General features: G+C 38.5%; 21 protein-coding genes. 7 read left to right on the top strand and 14 right to left on the bottom strand.

What is annotated here, in order from left to right:
* Nucleotides 1-29: 29 nt before the first annotated feature.
* The 8 genes from H7254_RS04565 to H7254_RS04600 form a co-directional block, all read right to left on the bottom strand.
* The gene (locus H7254_RS04565; protein ID WP_301931861.1) at nucleotides 30-176 is read right to left on the bottom strand and encodes a hypothetical protein; all 147 of its coding nucleotides are present in this window, start codon (nucleotides 174-176) and stop codon (nucleotides 30-32) included.
* A gap of 353 nt (nucleotides 177-529) precedes the next feature.
* Entirely contained in the window at nucleotides 530-1717 is a 1188-nt protein-coding gene (locus H7254_RS04570) for a molybdopterin molybdotransferase MoeA (RefSeq protein WP_301931862.1), read from the bottom strand.
* Nucleotides 1718-1810: 93 nt separating this feature from the next.
* The gene (locus H7254_RS04575; protein WP_301931863.1) at nucleotides 1811-2566 is read right to left on the bottom strand and encodes a sulfite exporter TauE/SafE family protein; all 756 of its coding nucleotides are present in this window, start codon (nucleotides 2564-2566) and stop codon (nucleotides 1811-1813) included.
* 8 nt (nucleotides 2567-2574) lie between these two features.
* Nucleotides 2575-3639 (bottom strand): HesA/MoeB/ThiF family protein, encoded by a 1065-nt coding sequence (locus H7254_RS04580; RefSeq protein WP_301931864.1) that lies wholly within the window; start codon nucleotides 3637-3639, stop codon nucleotides 2575-2577.
* Nucleotides 3632-4234: an NTP transferase domain-containing protein gene (locus tag H7254_RS04585; protein WP_301931865.1), complete on the bottom strand. Its 603-nt coding sequence runs from the start codon at nucleotides 4232-4234 to the stop codon at nucleotides 3632-3634. The genes H7254_RS04580 and H7254_RS04585 overlap by 8 nt, the downstream gene beginning before the upstream one ends.
* Entirely contained in the window at nucleotides 4218-4700 is a 483-nt protein-coding gene (gene moaC / locus H7254_RS04590; protein WP_301931866.1) for a cyclic pyranopterin monophosphate synthase MoaC, read from the bottom strand. Before moaC ends, H7254_RS04585 begins: the two co-directional genes overlap by 17 nt.
* Nucleotides 4697-5674: a GTP 3',8-cyclase MoaA gene (gene moaA / locus H7254_RS04595; RefSeq protein WP_301931867.1), complete on the bottom strand. Its 978-nt coding sequence runs from the start codon at nucleotides 5672-5674 to the stop codon at nucleotides 4697-4699. The genes moaC and moaA overlap by 4 nt, the downstream gene beginning before the upstream one ends.
* A gap of 76 nt (nucleotides 5675-5750) precedes the next feature.
* A complete protein-coding gene (locus H7254_RS04600; protein WP_301931868.1) occupies nucleotides 5751-5990 on the bottom strand; it encodes a MoaD/ThiS family protein in 240 nt (79 codons plus the stop codon).
* Between the two features lie 294 nt (nucleotides 5991-6284).
* On the opposite strand from H7254_RS04600, the gene H7254_RS04605 reads away from it, so the two are divergent.
* The 5 genes from H7254_RS04605 to pyk all read left to right on the top strand — a co-directional run bounded on the left by H7254_RS04605 (nucleotide 6285) and on the right by pyk (nucleotide 11176).
* On the top strand, nucleotides 6285-6758 hold the full coding sequence (locus H7254_RS04605; protein ID WP_301931869.1) for a c-type cytochrome: 474 nt from the start codon (nucleotides 6285-6287) through the stop codon (nucleotides 6756-6758).
* 196 nt (nucleotides 6759-6954) lie between these two features.
* Nucleotides 6955-7638 (top strand): uracil-DNA glycosylase, encoded by a 684-nt coding sequence (gene ung / locus H7254_RS04610; RefSeq protein WP_301931870.1) that lies wholly within the window; start codon nucleotides 6955-6957, stop codon nucleotides 7636-7638.
* A 41-nt stretch (nucleotides 7639-7679) separates the two neighbouring features.
* Nucleotides 7680-8462 (top strand): 1-acyl-sn-glycerol-3-phosphate acyltransferase, encoded by a 783-nt coding sequence (locus H7254_RS04615; RefSeq protein ID WP_301931871.1) that lies wholly within the window; start codon nucleotides 7680-7682, stop codon nucleotides 8460-8462.
* 149 nt (nucleotides 8463-8611) lie between these two features.
* The gene (gene pfkA / locus H7254_RS04620) at nucleotides 8612-9595 is read left to right on the top strand and encodes a 6-phosphofructokinase (RefSeq protein WP_301931872.1); all 984 of its coding nucleotides are present in this window, start codon (nucleotides 8612-8614) and stop codon (nucleotides 9593-9595) included.
* A gap of 90 nt (nucleotides 9596-9685) precedes the next feature.
* Entirely contained in the window at nucleotides 9686-11176 is a 1491-nt protein-coding gene (gene pyk, locus H7254_RS04625) for a pyruvate kinase (RefSeq protein ID WP_301931873.1), read from the top strand.
* A gap of 146 nt (nucleotides 11177-11322) precedes the next feature.
* On the opposite strand, the gene H7254_RS04630 is transcribed toward pyk, so the two are convergent.
* The 4 genes from H7254_RS04630 to H7254_RS04645 all read right to left on the bottom strand — a co-directional run bounded on the left by H7254_RS04630 (nucleotide 11323) and on the right by H7254_RS04645 (nucleotide 14640).
* On the bottom strand, nucleotides 11323-11652 hold the full coding sequence (locus H7254_RS04630; RefSeq protein ID WP_301931874.1) for a hypothetical protein: 330 nt from the start codon (nucleotides 11650-11652) through the stop codon (nucleotides 11323-11325).
* 156 nt (nucleotides 11653-11808) lie between these two features.
* Nucleotides 11809-12507, bottom strand: coding sequence for a DUF3307 domain-containing protein (locus H7254_RS04635; protein WP_301931875.1), 699 nt, complete (start codon nucleotides 12505-12507; stop codon nucleotides 11809-11811).
* Nucleotides 12504-13127 carry a hypothetical protein gene (locus H7254_RS04640; protein WP_301931876.1) on the bottom strand — a complete coding sequence of 208 codons (624 nt, stop codon included), beginning with the start codon at nucleotides 13125-13127 and terminating at the stop codon, nucleotides 12504-12506. Before H7254_RS04640 ends, H7254_RS04635 begins: the two co-directional genes overlap by 4 nt.
* A 229-nt stretch (nucleotides 13128-13356) precedes the next feature.
* A complete protein-coding gene (locus tag H7254_RS04645; protein ID WP_301931877.1) occupies nucleotides 13357-14640 on the bottom strand; it encodes a DUF5103 domain-containing protein in 1284 nt (427 codons plus the stop codon).
* A 48-nt stretch (nucleotides 14641-14688) separates the two neighbouring features.
* On the opposite strand from H7254_RS04645, the gene H7254_RS04650 reads away from it, so the two are divergent.
* The gene (locus H7254_RS04650) at nucleotides 14689-15918 is read left to right on the top strand and encodes an ABC transporter permease (protein WP_301931878.1); all 1230 of its coding nucleotides are present in this window, start codon (nucleotides 14689-14691) and stop codon (nucleotides 15916-15918) included.
* A 337-nt stretch (nucleotides 15919-16255) separates the two neighbouring features.
* Here H7254_RS04650 and H7254_RS04655 read toward each other — a convergent pair whose 3' ends face one another.
* A complete protein-coding gene (locus H7254_RS04655) occupies nucleotides 16256-16999 on the bottom strand; it encodes an RNA methyltransferase (protein WP_301931879.1) in 744 nt (247 codons plus the stop codon).
* A 48-nt stretch (nucleotides 17000-17047) separates the two neighbouring features.
* On the opposite strand from H7254_RS04655, the gene H7254_RS04660 reads away from it, so the two are divergent.
* Nucleotides 17048-19486 (top strand): BamA/TamA family outer membrane protein, encoded by a 2439-nt coding sequence (locus H7254_RS04660; protein ID WP_301931880.1) that lies wholly within the window; start codon nucleotides 17048-17050, stop codon nucleotides 19484-19486.
* Here the strand turns inward: H7254_RS04660 and truB are convergent.
* On the bottom strand, nucleotides 19461-20192 hold the full coding sequence (truB, locus tag H7254_RS04665; protein WP_301931881.1) for a tRNA pseudouridine(55) synthase TruB: 732 nt from the start codon (nucleotides 20190-20192) through the stop codon (nucleotides 19461-19463). The genes H7254_RS04660 and truB overlap by 26 nt on opposite strands.
* Between the last annotated feature and the right edge of the window lie 45 nt (nucleotides 20193-20237).

The following is a 20237-nucleotide window of genomic DNA, read 5'->3' on the forward strand; positions in this document are numbered from 1 at the left end:
CATTTTTATCTTTCATAAAAATGATGTGCTTACCAGTATACTTTTATTTCTTCCGCATTTTTCCAGCCGGGTTGCGGCAGATACTGATGGTCGGGCGTATAGAAAATTACACTTGGAAAATAATCGAAACAGGCACCATAATTACCAGGCATAAATTGCTGTGCAGATATTTTCAAAAGGTAGGGAGTAATGCTGTATGATATCAAAAATACCTTTCGGAGAGTGACCGAAAAAGCTGAAAAATAGCCGGGTGCAAAATCACCGGCACTGGTTGCATTTTATACATTTCCCCTACTGAAAGCACTCAGCGGATTGAGTATGCCTCCTATTCTTGTTTGTTGATTTTGATAAATTTTTCAGAACGGGTAAGCTTCTTTCGTCATATATATTTATCTGGCAACATTAAATGTATTCAGATGCGTATGATTATCGTAACAAACCAATGTTTGATCGCTGAAATCATTTCCATCGACGGAAATATCCGACAAATGCGCACCTCATTATCTGCTTTTCTGCAATTTCTTTTTTATCAATTAATTGTAAGAAAAGAAAACATCGTTTTTGCCGGGTGAGTCTTCTCTCCTTTTGGCAAATAAATAAAGCCGTCGGTAACTGCAAGGCTAAACAAATCGCCCGATCCGTTATTTAGTGTTGCACTTACATTATTATCATGACTGTTTATTTTTACCGGGATAAATTGGGATAAGGCACCCGATGCAGTAATGGCTTCGGATAACTGAACTAGTGGCAGTTTGAGGCCGTTACCGAAAGAATGAAACAACCATTGCCTGAAATAAAAATGAAAGCATACAAAGGTAGAAACCGGGTTGCCGGGAAAAGCAAATACTTGTGTATTTAAAACAGGATGATGCCCAAACCAAAACGGTTTTCCAGGCTTTTGGGCCACTTGGTGAAATAGTTTTTGAACGTCCAGTTTTTCTAATATAGCTGGTACAAAATCATACTTGCCTTTTGATACACCCCCGCTAATTAAAACAACATCATAATTTTTTACAATTTCAGAAAGCTGTGAAAAAAGAGTAGCTTCATCATCATTGATATGAACAATATCAGCATCAATACAATCCAGTTGCAGCGCAGCTTGTAAAGAGTATACATTCGACATGCGTATCTGGTGGCTTTCCGGAATGGTTTCTACAGTAACCAACTCATTACCGGTTGCAACGATGGCTATTTTAGGAAGGCCAAAAACGGGCACCCGCACAACTCCCATAGCCGCCAGCAACCCCACATCTGCAGCAGTTAACCGCTTGCCTTTTTGCAATGCCAGCGCATCTTTTTTATGATCACTTCCCTGCCTATGAATGTGTTTTTTGGGAACAACCGACTGTTTTGAAAAAGCCCGCTTATCAATAATATCAATCTGCTCGTAAGGGATAACGGTATCCGTATTTACAGGCAATATAGCACCTGTCATTACTTCTATGCAATGGTGGTTTTGTTGCAATATTTTTTGGGTATCACCTGCAGCCTGTATTGATTCAATAAAAAAAATGTTTGGTTGATCTGTAGACAGCGCACTACTGTTAATGGCAATGCCATCCATCATTACCCTATCGTATGGCGGAGAATCCCTGTCGGCAAAAATGTCTTCTGCCAAAAAACGATGCAGCACATGTTGAAGCGAAACTTTTTCTGTACCACAATTACCTGGTTTTGATAAAATAATTTCAAGTGCGTCTTCTACTGAAATCATACCCAAAAATTTTATTACATGAATACTTTTATTTACTAAAATGCTTTGTAACTTTAGTGTCAGCCCTTCCTTTGAACGTTATACACCACCTGCTTAAAAATGTTCTGTCAATAACTTAATACCTACTATCAATATTAAAACTGCAGTAAGCCTTTTAATTAAAAGTGCATTAAACAATTTCATACTAATAAGGGAGCCTGCAAAACCACCCACAATAACTGCTGCTACTACCCAAAGAGTAAAAGGCATCGCCACCATGATTGATCCGCTGATTGCAAGCCCTGCAATGCCACCGATTGAATTAACCAGAATAAAAAAACTGGCAATACCGGCTATATTTTTAGCTTCTTCCCAGTTTAATAAATTTAAGACCGGCGATAAAAATATCCCGCCGCCAATACCCACTATGCCCGATAAAAAACCTAAGCCAGTACCTAAGGGAACGGAGCGGATCAATATTTTTTTCGTATCAGTCAGTGGCTTTACCGGCCGAACTACCTGCAAAAATAATGCGATTGCTGACAGCACCAGCGCCCCTCCCAATATAATAAAAAAGGTTCGTTCAGATAATTTAAAAGTGGCTCCCAGCAAAGCCGCAGGTACACTGAAAATAACATAAGGAATAGCCTTTTTTAAAGACAAGAATCCTTTTAAATAAGCCACCACACAACCAATACTTACCACTGCAATATTGCAGAGCAATGCATGGGTACGAATGGTATTAAAATCTGTAATAAAAAGACTTAGAATGGCGAGATAACTGGAGCCGCCGCCAAAGCCCACGCTGCTGTACAAAAAAGAAATTACAACAAATAACAGGGAAATAATTATTAACGTAGTTGTATCCATTACAAAATTTATTGGCGTGAAGATAAGCCACCCTGCAGGCTAAATACCTGACGAAGGTTGTTTTCTTTTAACAACAGCAATGCTGCGCCGGCACTTCTTACACCTGTTTGACAAATGATAACAACGGGCAAATCAAAATCAATTTCAAGTTGGCGTTTATCCAGTGCCGTTAGTGGAATATTGATGGCACCCGGCAATGTTTCTTTGCTAAATTCTTCTTCCTTTCTTACATCAATGATTGTTATTTTTTTGCCACTTTGTATCCAATCTTTTAAAGTGATGCTGTCTATGGTTTTCACATCGCTGCTGCAAACAGGAACAGCATAAAATTCTTTTAACTGTTTTATGTTTCGGTTGGCAGCAATGGCTTTTACAGCTATTTTAAAATGTGATTGCGATAGTGTGTCAATGATGAGCAAATTACCACTGAGTGGTGTGCCGATAGCAGTTAAAATTTTAATTACCTCCATGGCCTGGTAAGTGCCGATAAGCGCCGGTAGCACCCCTATAATTCCATTCTCATCACAATTTAAAATAGTATTTTCCTCTTCCTTATTTTCCGGAAAAATACACCGGTACGTAGGGCCTTCTTTATAATTTAATACGCTTACCTGTCCTTCAAAACCTTCTACAGCGCCATATATCAACGGCTTGTTTAAAATTACACAACTGTCATTTACCAGGTAACGGGTACCAAAGTTATCGGATGCATCTACCACCACATCATAGTCTTTGATGATGGCCAGTGCATTGGCCGGAGTTAAAAAATTTTTGTAACAAATAAAGCGGGTAGCGGGGTTTTGCAAGGATAGTTTTTTAGATAATACATCTACTTTTAATTGGCCTATTTCCCCTTCATCAAACAGTGTTTGCCTGGGCAGGTTGCTGATGCTGATGATGTCTTCATCTACCAGGCCGATAGTACCAACCCCTGCACCATTCAGGTATTGTGCACAAGGTGTACCCAATCCGCCTGCACCAATTATCAGCACTTTACTCTTGTGCAAAAGTTGCTGGGCAGCAAGGCCAAAACCTTTTAGTTTAATTTGTTTTGAATATCGTACTTCATTCATGGTTTACACCCATTCTGTTTTTTGCCTCCAGATATTCGTTGTAATAATTGGCATTAAAAAGCTCTGTATCCTCCGTAGGAAAGATTATTTTAATATCCTGGCCAATTAAAAATTTTCGCGGACAGGCATTGCCTGCCTGTATGTATTTTTCAACTTCTGTCAAAGCTGTTGGTTCCCATATTGCAATTAATGGCTCCGGCATTTTTGATGCCTGTGTTGCATAAGCGGTGGCTGGTTTTAAATCATCTCGCTGGTTTATTAGGGCGGCTATTGTTGTATCGGTTACGTGCGGCAAATCTACTGCTACCACCATCCAGGCTTTACCCGGATGCAAATGATGGGCGGATAAAATTCCATTCAGCGGCCCCTTGTATAAATTTTCATCGGTAATGTATGCTTCTTCTTTTTGTAAGGCAGTTACCTGGTCGCCCCTGCAGCTTATAAAAGTTCTTGCACAATATTTTTGTAGCATTTGATATAAAAAACTACGTTGACTGGTTGCTGCATGATATTGCAATTCGCCTTTGTCGGTTTTCATTCTGCTGCTTTTTCCACCAGCCAGAATTAACCCATAAACTTCAGTTTTCAAAATCACTCTTCCCTCCTTTTTTTATCAGCAACCTGGTTTGTGATATTACAATTTCATGCGACAATGCCTTACACATATCGTACACCGTTAATGCAGCGATAGCCACTGCTGTTAAGGCTTCCATTTCTACACCGGTTTTACCTTCGCATTTAATGGTAGCTTTTATCAGCAAAAGGTTATTTCCCTTTCCAATATCAATTGCTATTTGTGATAAAGACAATGGATGGCATAGTGGTATTAGGCCGGCTGTTCGTTTTGCAGCCATTGTGCCGGCAATAATAGCGGTAGCAATAATGCTTCCCTTGCTGCTCAAAAAACTATTTTTAACCAGCTGCTCAAATACAAGCGGGGGAAATTGAACTTCCGATTGTGCCGTTGCCGTACGGGTGGTAATTTTTTTTTCAGATACATCCACCATTTGCGGATGGCCGTCTGTATTTAGATGCGATAATATTTTGCCGCTTTTTTTCATCCGCCTATTAATGACATTGATTTTTTAAATTCGTTTTTTTCCTCCGCTTCAAACCCATCTTTAAACCGGCTTTTGATGGCTTTTAAAATGAGTGGTTTTATTAAATCCGGATGGGGATTTTGTTGCAGCAGCACTTTAAAAGAAACACTTTCGTTGGTATACAAACAGGTTTGTAATTCGCCTTTGGCGGAAACCCTTATCCGGTTGCAGGTGCCACAAAATGTTCTGGAAAAAGAGGGGATAATACCGAATGAACCTTTGCGGTTTTGAATGGTATAATTTTCGGAAGTAGAACCGGCTGCATCCTGCATACGGTGTGTCTGAGGATACTGCTGTTGAATATGATCCATGATCTTCAGGAAATTCCACTCCAGCCTTTCAAAACTTTTACTGTGGCCATTGAACGGCATTTCTTCCAAAAAACGAACATTGGTATTGTGCTCATGTGCAAAGTTGATAAATGGAATTATATCATCCGTATTAATTCCATTCATCACAACGCAATTTATCTTTACATTAAAACCTTTTTGTAGCAATTGCTGTACATTATTGTAAACTACATCGTAGTAATCACGCCGGGTAATAAAATTAAATCTCGCCTTATCCAGGCTGTCCATACTAACATTAATATTGAGAATACCCAACGCTTTTAATGCGTCAATATGATCGCCAATTAATGTAGCGTTGGTAGTGATGGAAATATCTTCCAAACCTTCTACCGCAGCCAGCCGGTGCAAAAACTCCATCAACCCTTTTCGCACGAAAGGTTCCCCGCCGGTGATTCTTATTTTTTTTATACCTAATTCAATAAAGGTAGAAGCCAGTAAAAACATTTCATCCCACGACATTAAATCGCTCTGATGAGAAAAAGCAATCCCTTCTGCCGGCATACAATACTGGCACCGCATATTACAGTTGTCTGTAACCGACAAACGTAAGTAACTAATAACCCTGTTGTGATTATCTATCAGCATTCTATTTTTTTAAAAAGTAACCCCGTTATCATTTTTGTACTATCACTAATTGATCTGATCTTTTATCATTGTTGCATCATCCTCCGCTAACAGGTGGAATCAGTGCCACTTCATCCTCATTCGTTACCATGGTTTCATTGGTGCCATACTCACTATTGACCGCAACAGACAGCATACTTAACTTTTTTAACCCAGGATATCTGATAAAAAGATTTTCTTTCAATTCAGCGATACTCACCGGGTTTTCACCTGCATCAAAATCAATAAAAAGTGCGCCGGTTATTTCTTTTGCAACTCCGAATGAAATTATTTTCATGGTCATTTTGTTTTAATATCCGTTACAGCGTACCATATTATAACACAAATATCTATAAATTAACGCAGGCGAAATTTTAAAATATGAAATATTTATTACAAAGTTATCGCATTACAAAATCAAATTGCATACAGCACCTTTTTTGAAGAATCTTACTTGCACTTTAGCAATATTAAGCTGTACCGGCATTATTTGGTGCCTTTGTTTATAACCCTCTTATGCATGGTTAAAAAAAATTTCCTTGATTACGACCCATCCTTTATCTTTAACAGAACCATTTACTAAAAAACATTTATGAAAAAATTATTTCTACAGGTAAACAGACAACTCCTGGTAATGATGACAATGGTTGTTATCGTTGTACTTGGTGTAGCGGGTACTACTGCGCCTGTACATCCAACTTTGTACAAAAATCTTAAAGTTTTACCGCAGGATATCAGCAAGGAGGCTATGCATAATATTATGGAAGGTCAGTTTGGCGATGCGCTTGGAGTACATTGCGATTATTGCCATTTAAAAGAACCCGGAGCAGACCACCCTGATTTTGCCAGCGATGCCAATCCCAAAAAAGATATTGCCCGGGACATGATGAGGATGGTACTTAAAATGAATAAAGAAAATTTTGAAGTTCAAAATCCACTTATTGGTGATTCTTTAATGGTTGTTACCTGTTATACCTGCCATCATGGATCGACCATGCCGGATACAAAAAGTACGATTCCTGTAGTACATGATTTTGGTAAGCCTGCTCCCCCGCAAAAAAATTAAAATTTTAACTAATAATTGCAGGAAGGTTACTACTTCCTGTAGTAAAAAATCTCATTGTTAATTCGATGAGATTTTTTTCATTACTGAATGGATTTGCATTTCCGGCAGCCGCTATACAGCAAATAGTATTCATCATCAATCAGGCAATTATCCATTAATTGTAACCCTGCTTTTGTAATTTTATAAAAACTTTTGCATGGATATAAAAATTGAATCTTCCTGGAACGAAGTGCTTAAAAGCGAATTTACCAAACCCTATTTTTTAAAGATTGTTACTTTTTTAAAAATTGAAAAAAATGCAGACCGGGTTATTTATCCGCCCGGCCCTTTAATATTCAATGCCTTTAATCATACCCCCTTTAATAAAGTAAAAGTAGTAATACTCGGACAGGATCCTTATCATAACCCGGGGCAGGCACATGGCCTTAGTTTTAGTGTACCGGCGGGTATAAAACCGCCGCCGTCGCTGGCAAATATTTTTAAAGAAGTTAAAAAAGACCTCGGCATTGACATGCCGGAAGGTTATGGAAACCTTACCAGTTGGGCCGATCAGGGTGTGCTTTTATTAAATGCCCTTTTAACAGTAAGAGCCAATGAACCTGCCAGTTGTGCTAAAATTGGCTGGATGAATTTTACCGATACCGTTATAACAAAAATATCTGATGAAAAAAAAGGGATAATATTTCTTTTATGGGGTAAGTTTGCACAGGAGAAACAGGTACTGATAGATGAAACCAAACATTTTGTTTTAAAAGCAGCACATCCTTCTCCTTTCAGTGCGGACAAAGGTTTTTTTGGTTGTAAACATTTCTCAAAAACAAATGAGTTATTATCTAACCAGGGCCTTGCTCCAATTAACTGGAAATTATTGTCAACCTGAATCCTATCTTGTAAAGCAGCTCAGAAAATATACCAATCGTTTTGACCAATTCAGATAACTATTCTTCACAGCCAACAACTGCTTCCCTCAAAGATGTTTGCCGTACTATTTTTGCAACAATATGGGCTTGTTGGGGATTGATTAGTTTTGTTATCACCTTTCTCATTGTCTTTATTCCTTCCATGTTATCGTATTTAATTCCAGAACCAAAAGGGCAGGATTATTTTATAGCCTTATCCAAGGTATGGATGTGGACATGGCTAAGGATGATTGGCTGTCCGGCAATCATTAAAGGAAAAGAAAATTTTAAAAAAGGACACACTTATGTAGTAGTGTACAATCACAATGCATTACTGGATGTTCCTTTATCAGCCCCATTTATACCTGGTGGTAATAAAACTATTGCTAAAGCTTCCTTTGCCAAAGTACCCATTTTTGGATGGTTTTATAAAAGAGGGTCGGTACTGGTGAACAGAGGCGACAATAAAAGCAGGTTAAAAAGTTTTGAGGATATGAGGGAAGTACTACGCAATAATATGCACATGTGTATTTACCCTGAAGGTACCCGTAACCGCACCAACGAACCATTAAAACCATTTTTTGACGGGGCATTTAAACTCGCCATTGACGCAAAAAAAGAAGTGATACCCTGTATAATTTTTGGCACTAAAAAGGCGATGCCTGCAAATAAAGGTTTTTATTTATGGCCAACCAGGTTACAAATGCATTTTTTACCGGCTGTTTCATCCGAAGGTTTAAAGGCGCCTTTTTTAAAAGAAAAGATATTTAACATCATGAAGGAGCATTATCTAAAAGGAGTTTAATAAATATCAATAAAGTACAATAAGCCATTCGAAATTTTCGGATTAATTTTAAATGCTTATTTTTGAAATCTTGGGTAAAGTTTATATTGTTATTATTAAAATAATGGAAAAATTAGAAGTTTTATAATTAAAAAGTGTTTTTTTTAGATATGAAAAAAAAGGTTACTAAGATTGGAGTACTTACATCCGGTGGCGACGCACCTGGAATGAATGCCTGCGTTCGGGCGGTGGTGCGAACGGGAATTTATTATGGACTGGAAGTATATGGCATTGTTCGGGGATATACCGGAATGGTAGAAAATGATATTTATAAAATGGAAAGCGGAAGTGTTGCCAACATTATTCAAAGAGGCGGTACTATTTTAAAAACCTCCCGCTGCAAGGAATTTTTTACGCCTGAAGGAAGAAAAAAAGCCTATGATAATTTAATCAAACTCGGCATCAACGGATTGGTAATTATTGGTGGTGATGGCAGTTTCAGAGGCGCACAAACATTCAGCAATGAATATGACATTCCATGCGTAGGTTTACCCGGTACTATTGATAAAGATATTGCCGGCACAGATTTTACCATTGGCTTCGATACCGCCGTAAACACTGCTGTTGAAGCCATTGATAAAATAAGGGATACTGCAGATGCACATGACCGCTTGTTTATAATTGAAGTAATGGGCAGGGATGCAGGATACATAGCCCTGCACAGCGGTATTGCCACCGGCGCTCAAAATGTGTTGATTCCTGAACGCAAAACAGATATCGAAGAAGTTATTAAACAATTAGAAGAAAAAGAAAGACGGCATAAATTGGTAAACCTGATTGTTGTTGCGGAAGGCGATGAGTTTGGTGGTGCTGACGAAATTGCAAAAATTATAAAAGCACGTTTACCCATTCAGGATGTAAGGGTTTGTATATTAGGACATATACAAAGAGGCGGTTCACCTACCTGTTTCGACAGGCTGATTGCAAGCCGTATGGGCTACTCTGCAGTTGAATGTTTGATGGAAGGAAAATTCAATGTTTTTGTAGGCATGGTTAATAATCGCATGCACTTTACGCCATTAAATGAAGCCGTAAAAAAGAAACAGCGTATCAGTGAAGAATGGATAAAAATAGTAAAGATACTGGCGAGCTGATTAAAGAGCTTCAAAACCACACAAGCATCAACATTTTAAGTATGTTGCGGTACAAAATTCACTTGACAATTTGAAAATAAATAAAAACTAATGAGCAAAAATTTAGGTAAATACCTACATGCTGAAATGGATAAAGAAGCAGGTTTTCAACATAATATCAAAAGAACTAAAATCGTTGCTACTGTAGGACCGGCCTGCTCTACCTACGAAAAGTTATTAGACCTGGTAAAAGCCGGCGTAAATGTTTTTCGTTTAAACTTTTCGCATGGAGATTACGAAGATAAAAAAATGATCATTGATTTTATAAGAGAAATCAACCGCAAGGAACCTTATAATATTGCTATTTTGGGAGATCTGCAAGGCCCTAAATTACGGGTTGGTGAACTGGAAAACGGCCAGATTGAATTAAAGGATGGCAGCCAGTTTATTTTCACTACAGAAAAAGTGGTGGGTACAAAAGAAAAGATTTACGTTAGTTATGCCAACCTTGCCAAAGATGTAAAAGTTGGAGAACGTATATTTTTAGATGATGGTAAAATGGAGGTGAAGGTTGAAGAAATATTAAATGATAAAGAGGTAAGAATTTCCGTAACACTGGGTGGAATATTGTTTCCCAAAAAAGGCGTTAATCTTCCCGACTCTGCCTTAACCATGCCTTCACTTACAGAAAAGGATATTGCAGATCTTGATTTTATCATCAGCCAGGATTTAGACTGGATAGCATTGTCGTTTGTTCGCCATGCTGATGACATCATTGACCTTAAAAAACGTATCCGGGCACAAAAAAGTAAAGCAAAAGTTATATCCAAAATAGAAATGCCGGAGGCCTTAAAAAATATCCGCAATATTATTGTTGAAAGCGATGGTATCATGGTTGCCCGGGGCGATCTGGGGGTGGAAGTTCCGGTAGAACAGGTTCCGATCATTCAAAAAGAAATTATCCGCAAATGTATGCACCGGGCAAAACCTGTAATTGTTGCTACACAGATGATGGAGAGTATGATGGAACGCACCAAACCAAACCGTAGTGAGGTAACCGATGTAGCCAATGCGGTTTTGGAAGGGGCTGATGCGGTAATGCTGAGTGGCGAAACCGCCATGGGCCAGTATCCTACGCTGGTGGTGGAAATGATGAGTAAAATTATTTTACAGGTAGAGGGAACATTATATGATTATGACAGGGATGATATTTTAACCCCCCAGCAGCACTCGCCCTCTTTATTGAGTGATGCCTTATGCGCAAGTGCCTGTAAAATGGCTAAAGATGTAAATGCCAAAGCATTGATAGGAATGACTCAAAGCGGTTACACCGGTTTTATGCTGAGTAGTTATCGCCCCAAAGCACCATTGTATATTTTCAGTAAAGAAAAATCACTCATCAACCAGCTAAGCTTAAGCTGGGGTGTACGGCCCATTTATTATGCGGAAGAAGAAAGCCTGGATAATATTTTTATGGATCAGATTAATATTTTAAAAGAAAGGGGATTTCTTAAAGTGGGAGATATCGTAATAAATACAGGCAGTACGCCCATTGATAAACATTTACCCACCAATATTTTGAAAGTGTCAACAGTTGAGTAGAAATGCAAACACTTTTTTAAAAGAAATGCCCTGTTCAAAAAACGGGGCATTTCTTTTATTTACTGTCAGATAGAAATAATAACTGTAGCGATAATATTGCCCGCCAAAGCGTAATCACCATTGATGAAATGCAGCGCCACTGGTCTTTATTCATAAAGGTAAGAATTACCGATGGCCGTTTCAACAAAGCAAAGTCCGGTCAATACCTCTGATTTAAAACTCCGGCTAAACCCTGAAGAATAAAGGTAAGCCACCAGGATAACCATCCCGGTGCAGGCCGGCACAATAATAAGAAAAATACGCCCTGGCACCCATACCCTTTGTTGCATTGAAATCATTGGCATCAACTTTTGTAAGCGCCCGCTATTTATTTGCAAACAAAACTTTGGAATATCAAACTGCTCCAAAGCTGAATAGGCTACAGCAGCAACCAGCACTATCAGCCAATGGATATGGTGAAGAATTTCCGGGCTCATTTAAATAAAGTTGGCTTTTATTCGCCGCAGGCGGAATGGTTAAAGGGACAAAAAATATCAGGTACAAAAAACAATAAATATTTTTCTATTTACTAACACATTTATACAGGCAGCTTGTTGTACACCGTGCATCCATGCCTGATATAGATAAGAAATTTATTTTACTAACAATCCGGCAATTATTGCCATTGCTATACTAAGTAAAGTACCAATTACCAGGTATTCTGTTTTTATTTCAGGGCGGTCTTTTTCATTAAACCGTATAATGCCTTTAGCAGCTACCAGCAAGCCTATGGCTGAATATTGACCTTGCAAAACAAAAATCAGAATGATAATCCGTTCCACCATTCCAATCCACTTGCCGGCATTGGCAAGGCTCTCGGAATCTGGTAATTTTTCTCTCCATTGCCGGGTGAGCTGTCCAATTAAAATACCTGCCGGTGCGGTTAAAAAAACTACAGCCGTTATCCTTTTCCAAATAGCTGGCTGCACATTCAGTTGCAGCCATATTTGCTGTACATCGCTCCACTGCAGAAAGGTAAAATACCAGCAAGCTCCAATTACTGCCACGTGAAGAAACTGATCTGCGATAAAATAAGTAACTGTATTTTTTTGATAAGATTTCCAGCCATCAATAAGGATATGTGTTATTAAAATAATAAGCGCAACCAGCCAGTATTGCCAGCCAATCAGTATCCAGGCTACCAGGGCTGTTGTAACGCCATGCAGGTATAACTTACCAGACCGGTAGTGCTTCTGAGTTCTGTCCTTTACCCAATTTCCCGGCTGTAATATAAAGCCGGTAAGCAGGTGTGCCAGCAAAAGCCTGGTTAACCATACTGCTGCTATAATCATGTTAACTGGTTGATGATATTTTCATATTGCCTTAACAGTTTTTCAATTTCGGACCATCTGCCGGCCGTTACATGCTGATGCACCGTACTCTTTGATTTCTTCAGCAGTTTGGCTACCTCTTGTTGTGTTTTTCCCTGCAGTAATTCAAAAATTACCTCTGCCTGTTTACCGGTCATTACTTTTAAAACAGCGTTTAAATAATCTGCAATTATCTGTAAGCCGGCATTGGCTAAACTATTGGCTGTGGCAATCACCAGCCTGGTATCTTTACCCGTCATTTCGTCAAAAGCCCGGCCAGATAAAATATACGCTTCGCCTTTGGCTGTACCTAAGGTTTTTACCTGCATTGTTACAGCACCTATGCCAATACTTATCCGCACATCTGATAAATTAATTGTTTCATTTTTTGATACACTGATGGCGGCCGTACGACAAAGCAGTGCAGTTTGTAAGGCTTCAACAGGATTTTTGACATACACCTGAAAACTATCACCCCGGTAAAATTCAAACTGGTACTTAGCCAGCGCTGCCGTTAATATTTTAAGCAGCTTTTTTTCTGTTACCTTTTTTAACCGGGTTGAGTTTACAATATCTCCCGTTAACACTGCCCTTACTGCCATTTAATGTAAAATTATTTATTTGCATAAATATACAACAAAAATTTTAGTTCGTGTAAATACACGAATTTTTTGTTAGTTCGTGTAAGTAAACGAACTTTTAAATAATTCGTGTATTTAAACGAATCATACAATAATTCGTTTAAATACACAAACTTATAAATTGATGTAATTTTTATCATTTTCCAATAACTTATTTAAACCAGGGTTAACGCCAGGTGAGATCAGTGGCTTAAAAACTAAAGCCTGGCCTGTCGCTGCGGGTATTTATTCTGGCTATTCCTATCAACTGGTCGGCCTGGTCGGTAAACGATTTGTAATACACCAGCACCGTATAATTATTTTCAGTTTCCCAGTAATTACCATCCATATCTGTTCGTTTGGAAAGATCATTTTTATCAACCAGCGCATATCCATAACTGTAATATCCTTGCTTTAAAAACAGTGTATTTTCATAAATATCTTTTTCTGTATTAAAATGCATTTTGCTGTTTTCATTTAACTGGTAGTCTGTTAACTGACCAATTAAATACAGGTTTTTATCAGCAAAAGGGGTATTGGCTGGTGGCACATATTTAAAATGAATATTGGCGTAATCGCCCTGCCAGTAAGGATTAACAGTTTCGTAAGTAGTAACCAGGTATTTACCATCCAGGTCAGCATAATACACATACCGCTGGCCACTTCTGGGTCCATCTGCTTTTACATACAGGTCTGTTCTTTTAGGGCTGGCACTATCAACCCTTTCGCTTAGTAAGCTAAAACTTCTAAGGTCAAGCCAGCGCCATTCTTTACCACCAGCAAAAACAAAACTATTTTCATTGCTGTACTCCAGCGAATTATTTATGATAAAGGTAGGCAGTACATTTCCCTGCGCAATATCCCAGCGGCCGTTTTGTAAAACCACTACTTTAACCTGCTGACTGGCATTACTGGTATTTAAACCTTCTACATTAACGGTAAACTTTATATGCTGGTGCGTATTATAGCTATCTGGTGTAAAAGGCTGTACCACCTGCGCAAATACACTTGCCTTGGAATCAAGCACCAGCAAAGATTTGGTAAAAACAAGCTTGCTGGTATCGCCATCCAGAAAAACTTTTACAAGGTAATTGCCACTGCGGGTGGGCATACAGTTTGCTTCAGGCAAAACGGCCTGGTAATGAATATATCTTGTATAAGCAATTGAGGAAAACCGATAGCCCGAAATGCGTTGCTGCGTAAACCCTTTAATAAAATCAAAGGGACTAAGGTTTACCGGCTGCCAATTGTAATCGCATAACAGGTAAGTGTAATAATAACTTTTTACCCTTGTATCCATATCATCAAAGTGCAGCTCTATACGGTCTGTACTGTTGAGTTTATAAATGGCCATTGATTCCTGGTCGCCATACGGATGAAGCCTTACAGTACGAATATTGGTATCGTAGACAGCGTCGGGATTTGTTTGTGCCGGCAATGATTTTTGCATCAGTAATAAAATAGATGCAGCGGCGATCAATTTAAAAATATGCATGTGGTTATTAAAATATTTACTTTTGAAAGATAGCAAAAAATACGCCGATTGAATATATCCGCTTTTATAGCCAACAGAATTGCATTTAACAGGCAAAATACTTTTTCACGGTTTATCATCCGGCTGGCCATTGGCGCTACGGCTATCAGCGTGGCGGTAATGATAGTGGCATTGAGTTTTGTGAATGGTTTTCAAAATGTAATCAGTAATAAAATTTTCAGTTTCTGGGGGCATGTGCATGTACAGCAGGATATTGAGAACCGTGTGAGCATTGCAGAGCAATACCCTATTATTGCCAATGACACCGTTGAAAACATTATAAAAAAATTACCACAGGTAAAATCAATAGAACGATATGCTACTAAATCGGTAATATTAACTTATGGCACCGACATTGAAAGTATTTTATTAAAGGGTATTGATTCTTCTTTTAGTTTTGAAAGGTTAAATCCTTTTTTAAAAGAGGGCAAATGGCTGTCATTTACTGATAGTGGCTACAGCAGTCAAATAAATATTTCTGCCTATATCGCCAGCCAGTTAAATATACAGGTAAACGATACGCTGTTATCTTTTTTTATACAGGAAGACGGTACAAAGCGTCCACGCAAATTAAAGATCGCCGGTATTTTTAAAACTTCCATAGATGAATATGATAAACAATTCGGCCTGTGCGATATCAATTTAATTCGCCGCATGAACGACTGGAACCCACGCCAGATAGGCGGATACGAAGTTTTTTTAAAAGACTATACACAAACAGATACCGTTGCTACTTTAATAAAAGAATTAACACCACAAGGCTGGAGCGCCAAAACTATTACAGAAATGTACAGTAATATTTTTGACTGGCTGGCACTTCAAAATAAAATAAAACTAATACTGATGGGCATTATGATGATTGTTGCCATTGTAAACCTCATCACCTGTTTACTGATTATAGTGCTGGAAAGAACCCGGATGATTGGTGTACTAAAAGCAGTAGGTGCCAGCGACTGGATGGTACAAAAAATATTTTTATACAACACCGGTTTAATAGCAGTAACAGGCATTATTACGGGCACCGCACTCGGTTTGTTCATTTGCTGGCTGCAACAAAAAACAGGTTTTATTAAATTAGATGAAGAAGCTTATTATATGGCCGCTGCCCACGCAGATGTAGTGTGGTGGCAGGTTGCACTGGTAGATATTGTTACACTGGCCGTTTGTTTTGCCACCTTGATTGTACCCACTTTGCTTGTAAAAAAAATTAAACCGGTTAAAGCTATACAGTTCAGGTAATTTTTTCAGGGCTACAAAAGAATGATTTTTAAAAGATAATTTTTGTCCGGGCAAAGCAGCAACTTTGTGGATCATCCTTGCATCGCCCTCTGCTGCTTTTTCAGCTTTGTAGTATGGTTCTTTTAACCGGAAGCATATTTAAATGTATAAACTGTATGCAATGAATTGCCCGTAATTTAAAATGGTACTTCTTTCATCATTTGAAAAAACCGTCTTACTATGGCTTTAAAATTACTTACACTTCAATGCAAAAACCACGGTTCAATAAAGCTGTTTTTGTACAAGAGGGCGATGCAACACTGATCCACATTGCTTCTTAGCCAGGACCAATTATTTTTTATGCTACCATATGTGATAAAATAATTCCTGCCGCTACTGCTGCATTTAATGACTCGGCCTGACCGTTTTTTGGTATGGTTATCTTTTCGGTACACAATTCCATTACCTCGGCACTAATGCCTTTTGATTCGTTGCCAATAACAATCATGGCTTCGGTTAACCCTTTTAAGTGGTGCACATTTTTTCCATTTAGCGCTGCTGCATATATTTGAATGCCGCTGTTTTTTTTAAGCCAGTCTGTAATATTTGTATAGTTCACATTAACCCTGCCCAAACTACCCATGGTACTTTGCACCACTTTAGGGTTATAAATGTCAGTACAATTTTCTGAACAAATAATGGATGGCACGCCAAACCAGTCTGCAATGCGAATAATGGTACCCAGGTTGCCAGGATCCTGTATGGTATCGAGCACAAGGGTTATTTTACCTTTTGGATCGCTGGTGTTTTTTTTTGCTTTTTTAAAAACAGCCAATACCTGGTTGGGCGTGCTTAGGGCTGATATTTTTTCGAGTTCAAAATTATCAATTGCCTGCAACCGGCCGCTGTAAGTTTTGCGAATTAACATTTCATTTTGCTGCAGCCATTGCTGCAGGCCCAGCACTTGCTGACATGAAAATATGGATGATTGCAATAATTCCATTACTACTTTACTACCTTCGGCAATAAATACATTATCCGCATCTCTGAATTTTTTGTGGTGTAAACTTTGGATATATTTGGTATATGTTTTGCTTAACATGGTTCTCTAAAAATTTATACTGTTAGTGTGGTTGTAAAAACGAAATTTTTGAATGTTCTGAAAAATATTTTTTGCGCTGCATTGATATTATCTTCCTGTACTACAGCGCAAAATTATCAAAAAGGTAAACCCTTTTTATTTAAAAACAGTATTGAACTAAGAGGCGGAAATTTTAATACGGATGAAAGAAATATTGCAAAGCAACGATTGTACGCCCAATTAGAGGATAGTGCAAGAGTTTTTACAAAGGATAAACTATTTTTATTTCATACCGCCATTCCTGCTGCGGCTGTTTATGATACTGCATACACCTACAAATCGGCCAGAAATATGATTGGCTCTATGTTTCACTTAGGTTATTACCAGGCAAAAGATTCTGTAATAATTGATACTATTGTGCATACTGCCTTAGTAAGAAAACGAAAGAGTCTGCTGCACTTAAGCTGGGATAAGCAACAGCGGGTATCTGTAAAATACATCGTTTATGCGGGTAACCCTACCCTGATAGATACTTTTAGTTACCGCCTGAATAAACCAGCGCTACAACTGTTGGCTGTTGAAACAATGCCCAAATCGTTTATTAAAAAAGGCAATCCGGTTACCAAGGGAGACGTACTTGCAGAAACAAGCAGACTGGTAGATTTGTACAGAAATAATGGCTATTATAAGTTTATTACAGACGATTTGAGGATGAGGGGCGATACAACTATTTTATCTTTGACCAACATTTCTGCTGATCCTTTTGAAAATATCCGTTTGCTCGCGGAGGCAAATCTAAAAAGAAATAAGCCCACGATAAAATTAGATATGATTATAAACCCGCTGGCAGACAGTTTGCGGCTGCAAAAATTTTATATCAGCAACGTATATATTTATCCGGATTATAGCAGTATTGACAGTTTAAATACGTTACCTTTTTTTACAGATACAACCAAAAAAAACTATTTCCAGATTCGTTATCATAAAAAATTATTCCGTAATAATTTTTTACTGCGCAATATGAATTTTAAAAAAGGTGATTTATACCGGCAGGAAAACTATGCCAAAACCCTCAGCAATTTTTCTAAAACAGGCGTATGGCAAAACATCAATATTCAAACTGTTGAAAGAAAAGACAGCGTTGGAAACCTGGATATGATTCTGCAGATGATACCCGCCCGTAAATATGGATTTGAGGCCAATATAGAAGCCAGTTATTCTGTAAACAGCAATGCTAATACGGCTACCGTTCCAAGTGGTGGCAACCTGCTTGGATTGTCAACCAATTTTTCTTTGCAAAACCGCAATATTCACAAAGAAGGCATAAAAATGACCCATGCTATCCGCTATGGTGTAGAGTTAAATTTAAATTCATCCCGATCCAACAGGATCATTAATTCGAATGAATTGAGCTATACCAATACCATTAGTTTTCCACGGTTACTGGGGCCCATTAACCTTTTACCAAAATCATGGTTTAATGATGGCAAACCGCTTTCACAACAAACTTTTATCAACACAAATCCATCCTATACCAAAAGAATTGATCTGTTTAATTTATTCTCGGCTGGCGTTGCTTTTGGTAACCAGTGGAACAATAAAATAAACAGAAAAAACATCATTAAATTTCCAAACATTGAATACTCTTACCTTTTTAATCAATCGGATAGTTTTAGTAAAATTTTACTTGCAAATCCTTACCTGCGTTACTCTTATAACACTGCTTTAATTATCGGCAGCTCCTACAGCTATTCTTCCACTTATATCAATCCAAGGCATCCCAACAGGCGGCGGTCGTTTACTGGCAATATTGAAGAGTCTGGCTTACTGTGGGGCAGGCTGGGTATTTTTAAAAAAGAATTGCGCCAGTTTGTAAAGGTAGATGGCGAATATACATATGCCATTAACAATCCCAAAACAGCAAGGGTTTTCAGAGCCTTTCTTGGAGTTGGCGTTCCGTTGGAAAATAATGATACTTCTTCATTACCATTTTTTAAACAGTATTTTTCTGGCGGGCCTAACAGTATGCGGGGCTGGCCAATCCGTGGTATTGGCCCCGGCGGCAAACCAATATTAAATAGTAATTACCTCACTAACGACCGCACCGGCGATATCCGCTTTGAAGTAAATGCAGAATACCGGCACGATCTTTTTCAGATTATCCCCAACCAGCTTGTTTTAAAATGGGCGCTGTTTGCTGATGCCGGTAATGTTTGGAACTTTAGAAACACCCGGCCGGGTGGTGGTGCAGACACGCTGCAATTTCAGTTTAACAAGTTTTATCAACAACTGGGTGTTGATGTAGGCACCGGTTTTCGCTTTGATTTTACTTATGTGGTATTGCGCTTTGATCTGGGTTTCCGGTTTAAGAAACCAGATATTTTAAAAAATGATGGCTGGCAAATTCCTGATATTACTTTCGACCATTTATTAAAAGGTGGTAAAGAAAATACAAATTGGCGGCAGGAAAATTTTAATTTTACTATAGGCTTAAGTTATCCTTTTTAGATGACTGATCCTGCAATGCGGTATCGGTTTTGTTAACTAAATTTTGATGGGTTACCTGTTGCAAAATATCCTCCATATCAATAGCATTGTTTACATCAAATTCCCCAATTCCTGTTCTGCGTAAACTACCCAGGTAGCTGCCACATCCCAATGCAGCGCCAAAATCATTTGCCAGGCTGCGGATATAGGTGCCGGTTGAGCAAACCACTTTAAAGCTTACTTCAGGTAAATTAATTGCTGTAATTTCAAATGAATGAATGGTAATATTTCTTGGTTCTAATTGTACTGCTGTTCCTTTTCTTGCCAGTTCATACAAAGCAACACCTTCTTTTTTTATGGCAGAATAAATGGGCGGTAATTGCTGTATGGCTCCCGTAAATTGCCGCGTTGTATTTTTTATTTCAACATCAGTCAGGTGTAGAAATTCCTGTTGTTGTTCCGGCTCACTTTCAAGATCAAAAGTGGGGGTTACTGCTCCCAGAACAATATGGCCGCGGTATTCTTTTTTCTGCGCCATATATTCATTTATTTTTTTCGTAAACTTTCCAGTGCACACTATCAAAAGGCCGGTTGCCAGTGGATCTAAGGTACCTGCGTGCCCAATTTTTTTTATTTGTAATATGCTGCGCAGTTTACGCACTACGTCAAAAGATGTCCAGTGCAGCGGCTTATCAATCAACAATACTTTGCCTTCTGCATACGGCAACTGTAAGGCTGGGTCAATGGGTACTCTTGGCGTACGCTGACGCCC

Origin of the sequence: Ferruginibacter sp. (assembly GCF_014377975.1) — a bacterium.
In the GTDB taxonomy this organism is placed as follows: domain Bacteria; phylum Bacteroidota; class Bacteroidia; order Chitinophagales; family Chitinophagaceae; genus Ferruginibacter.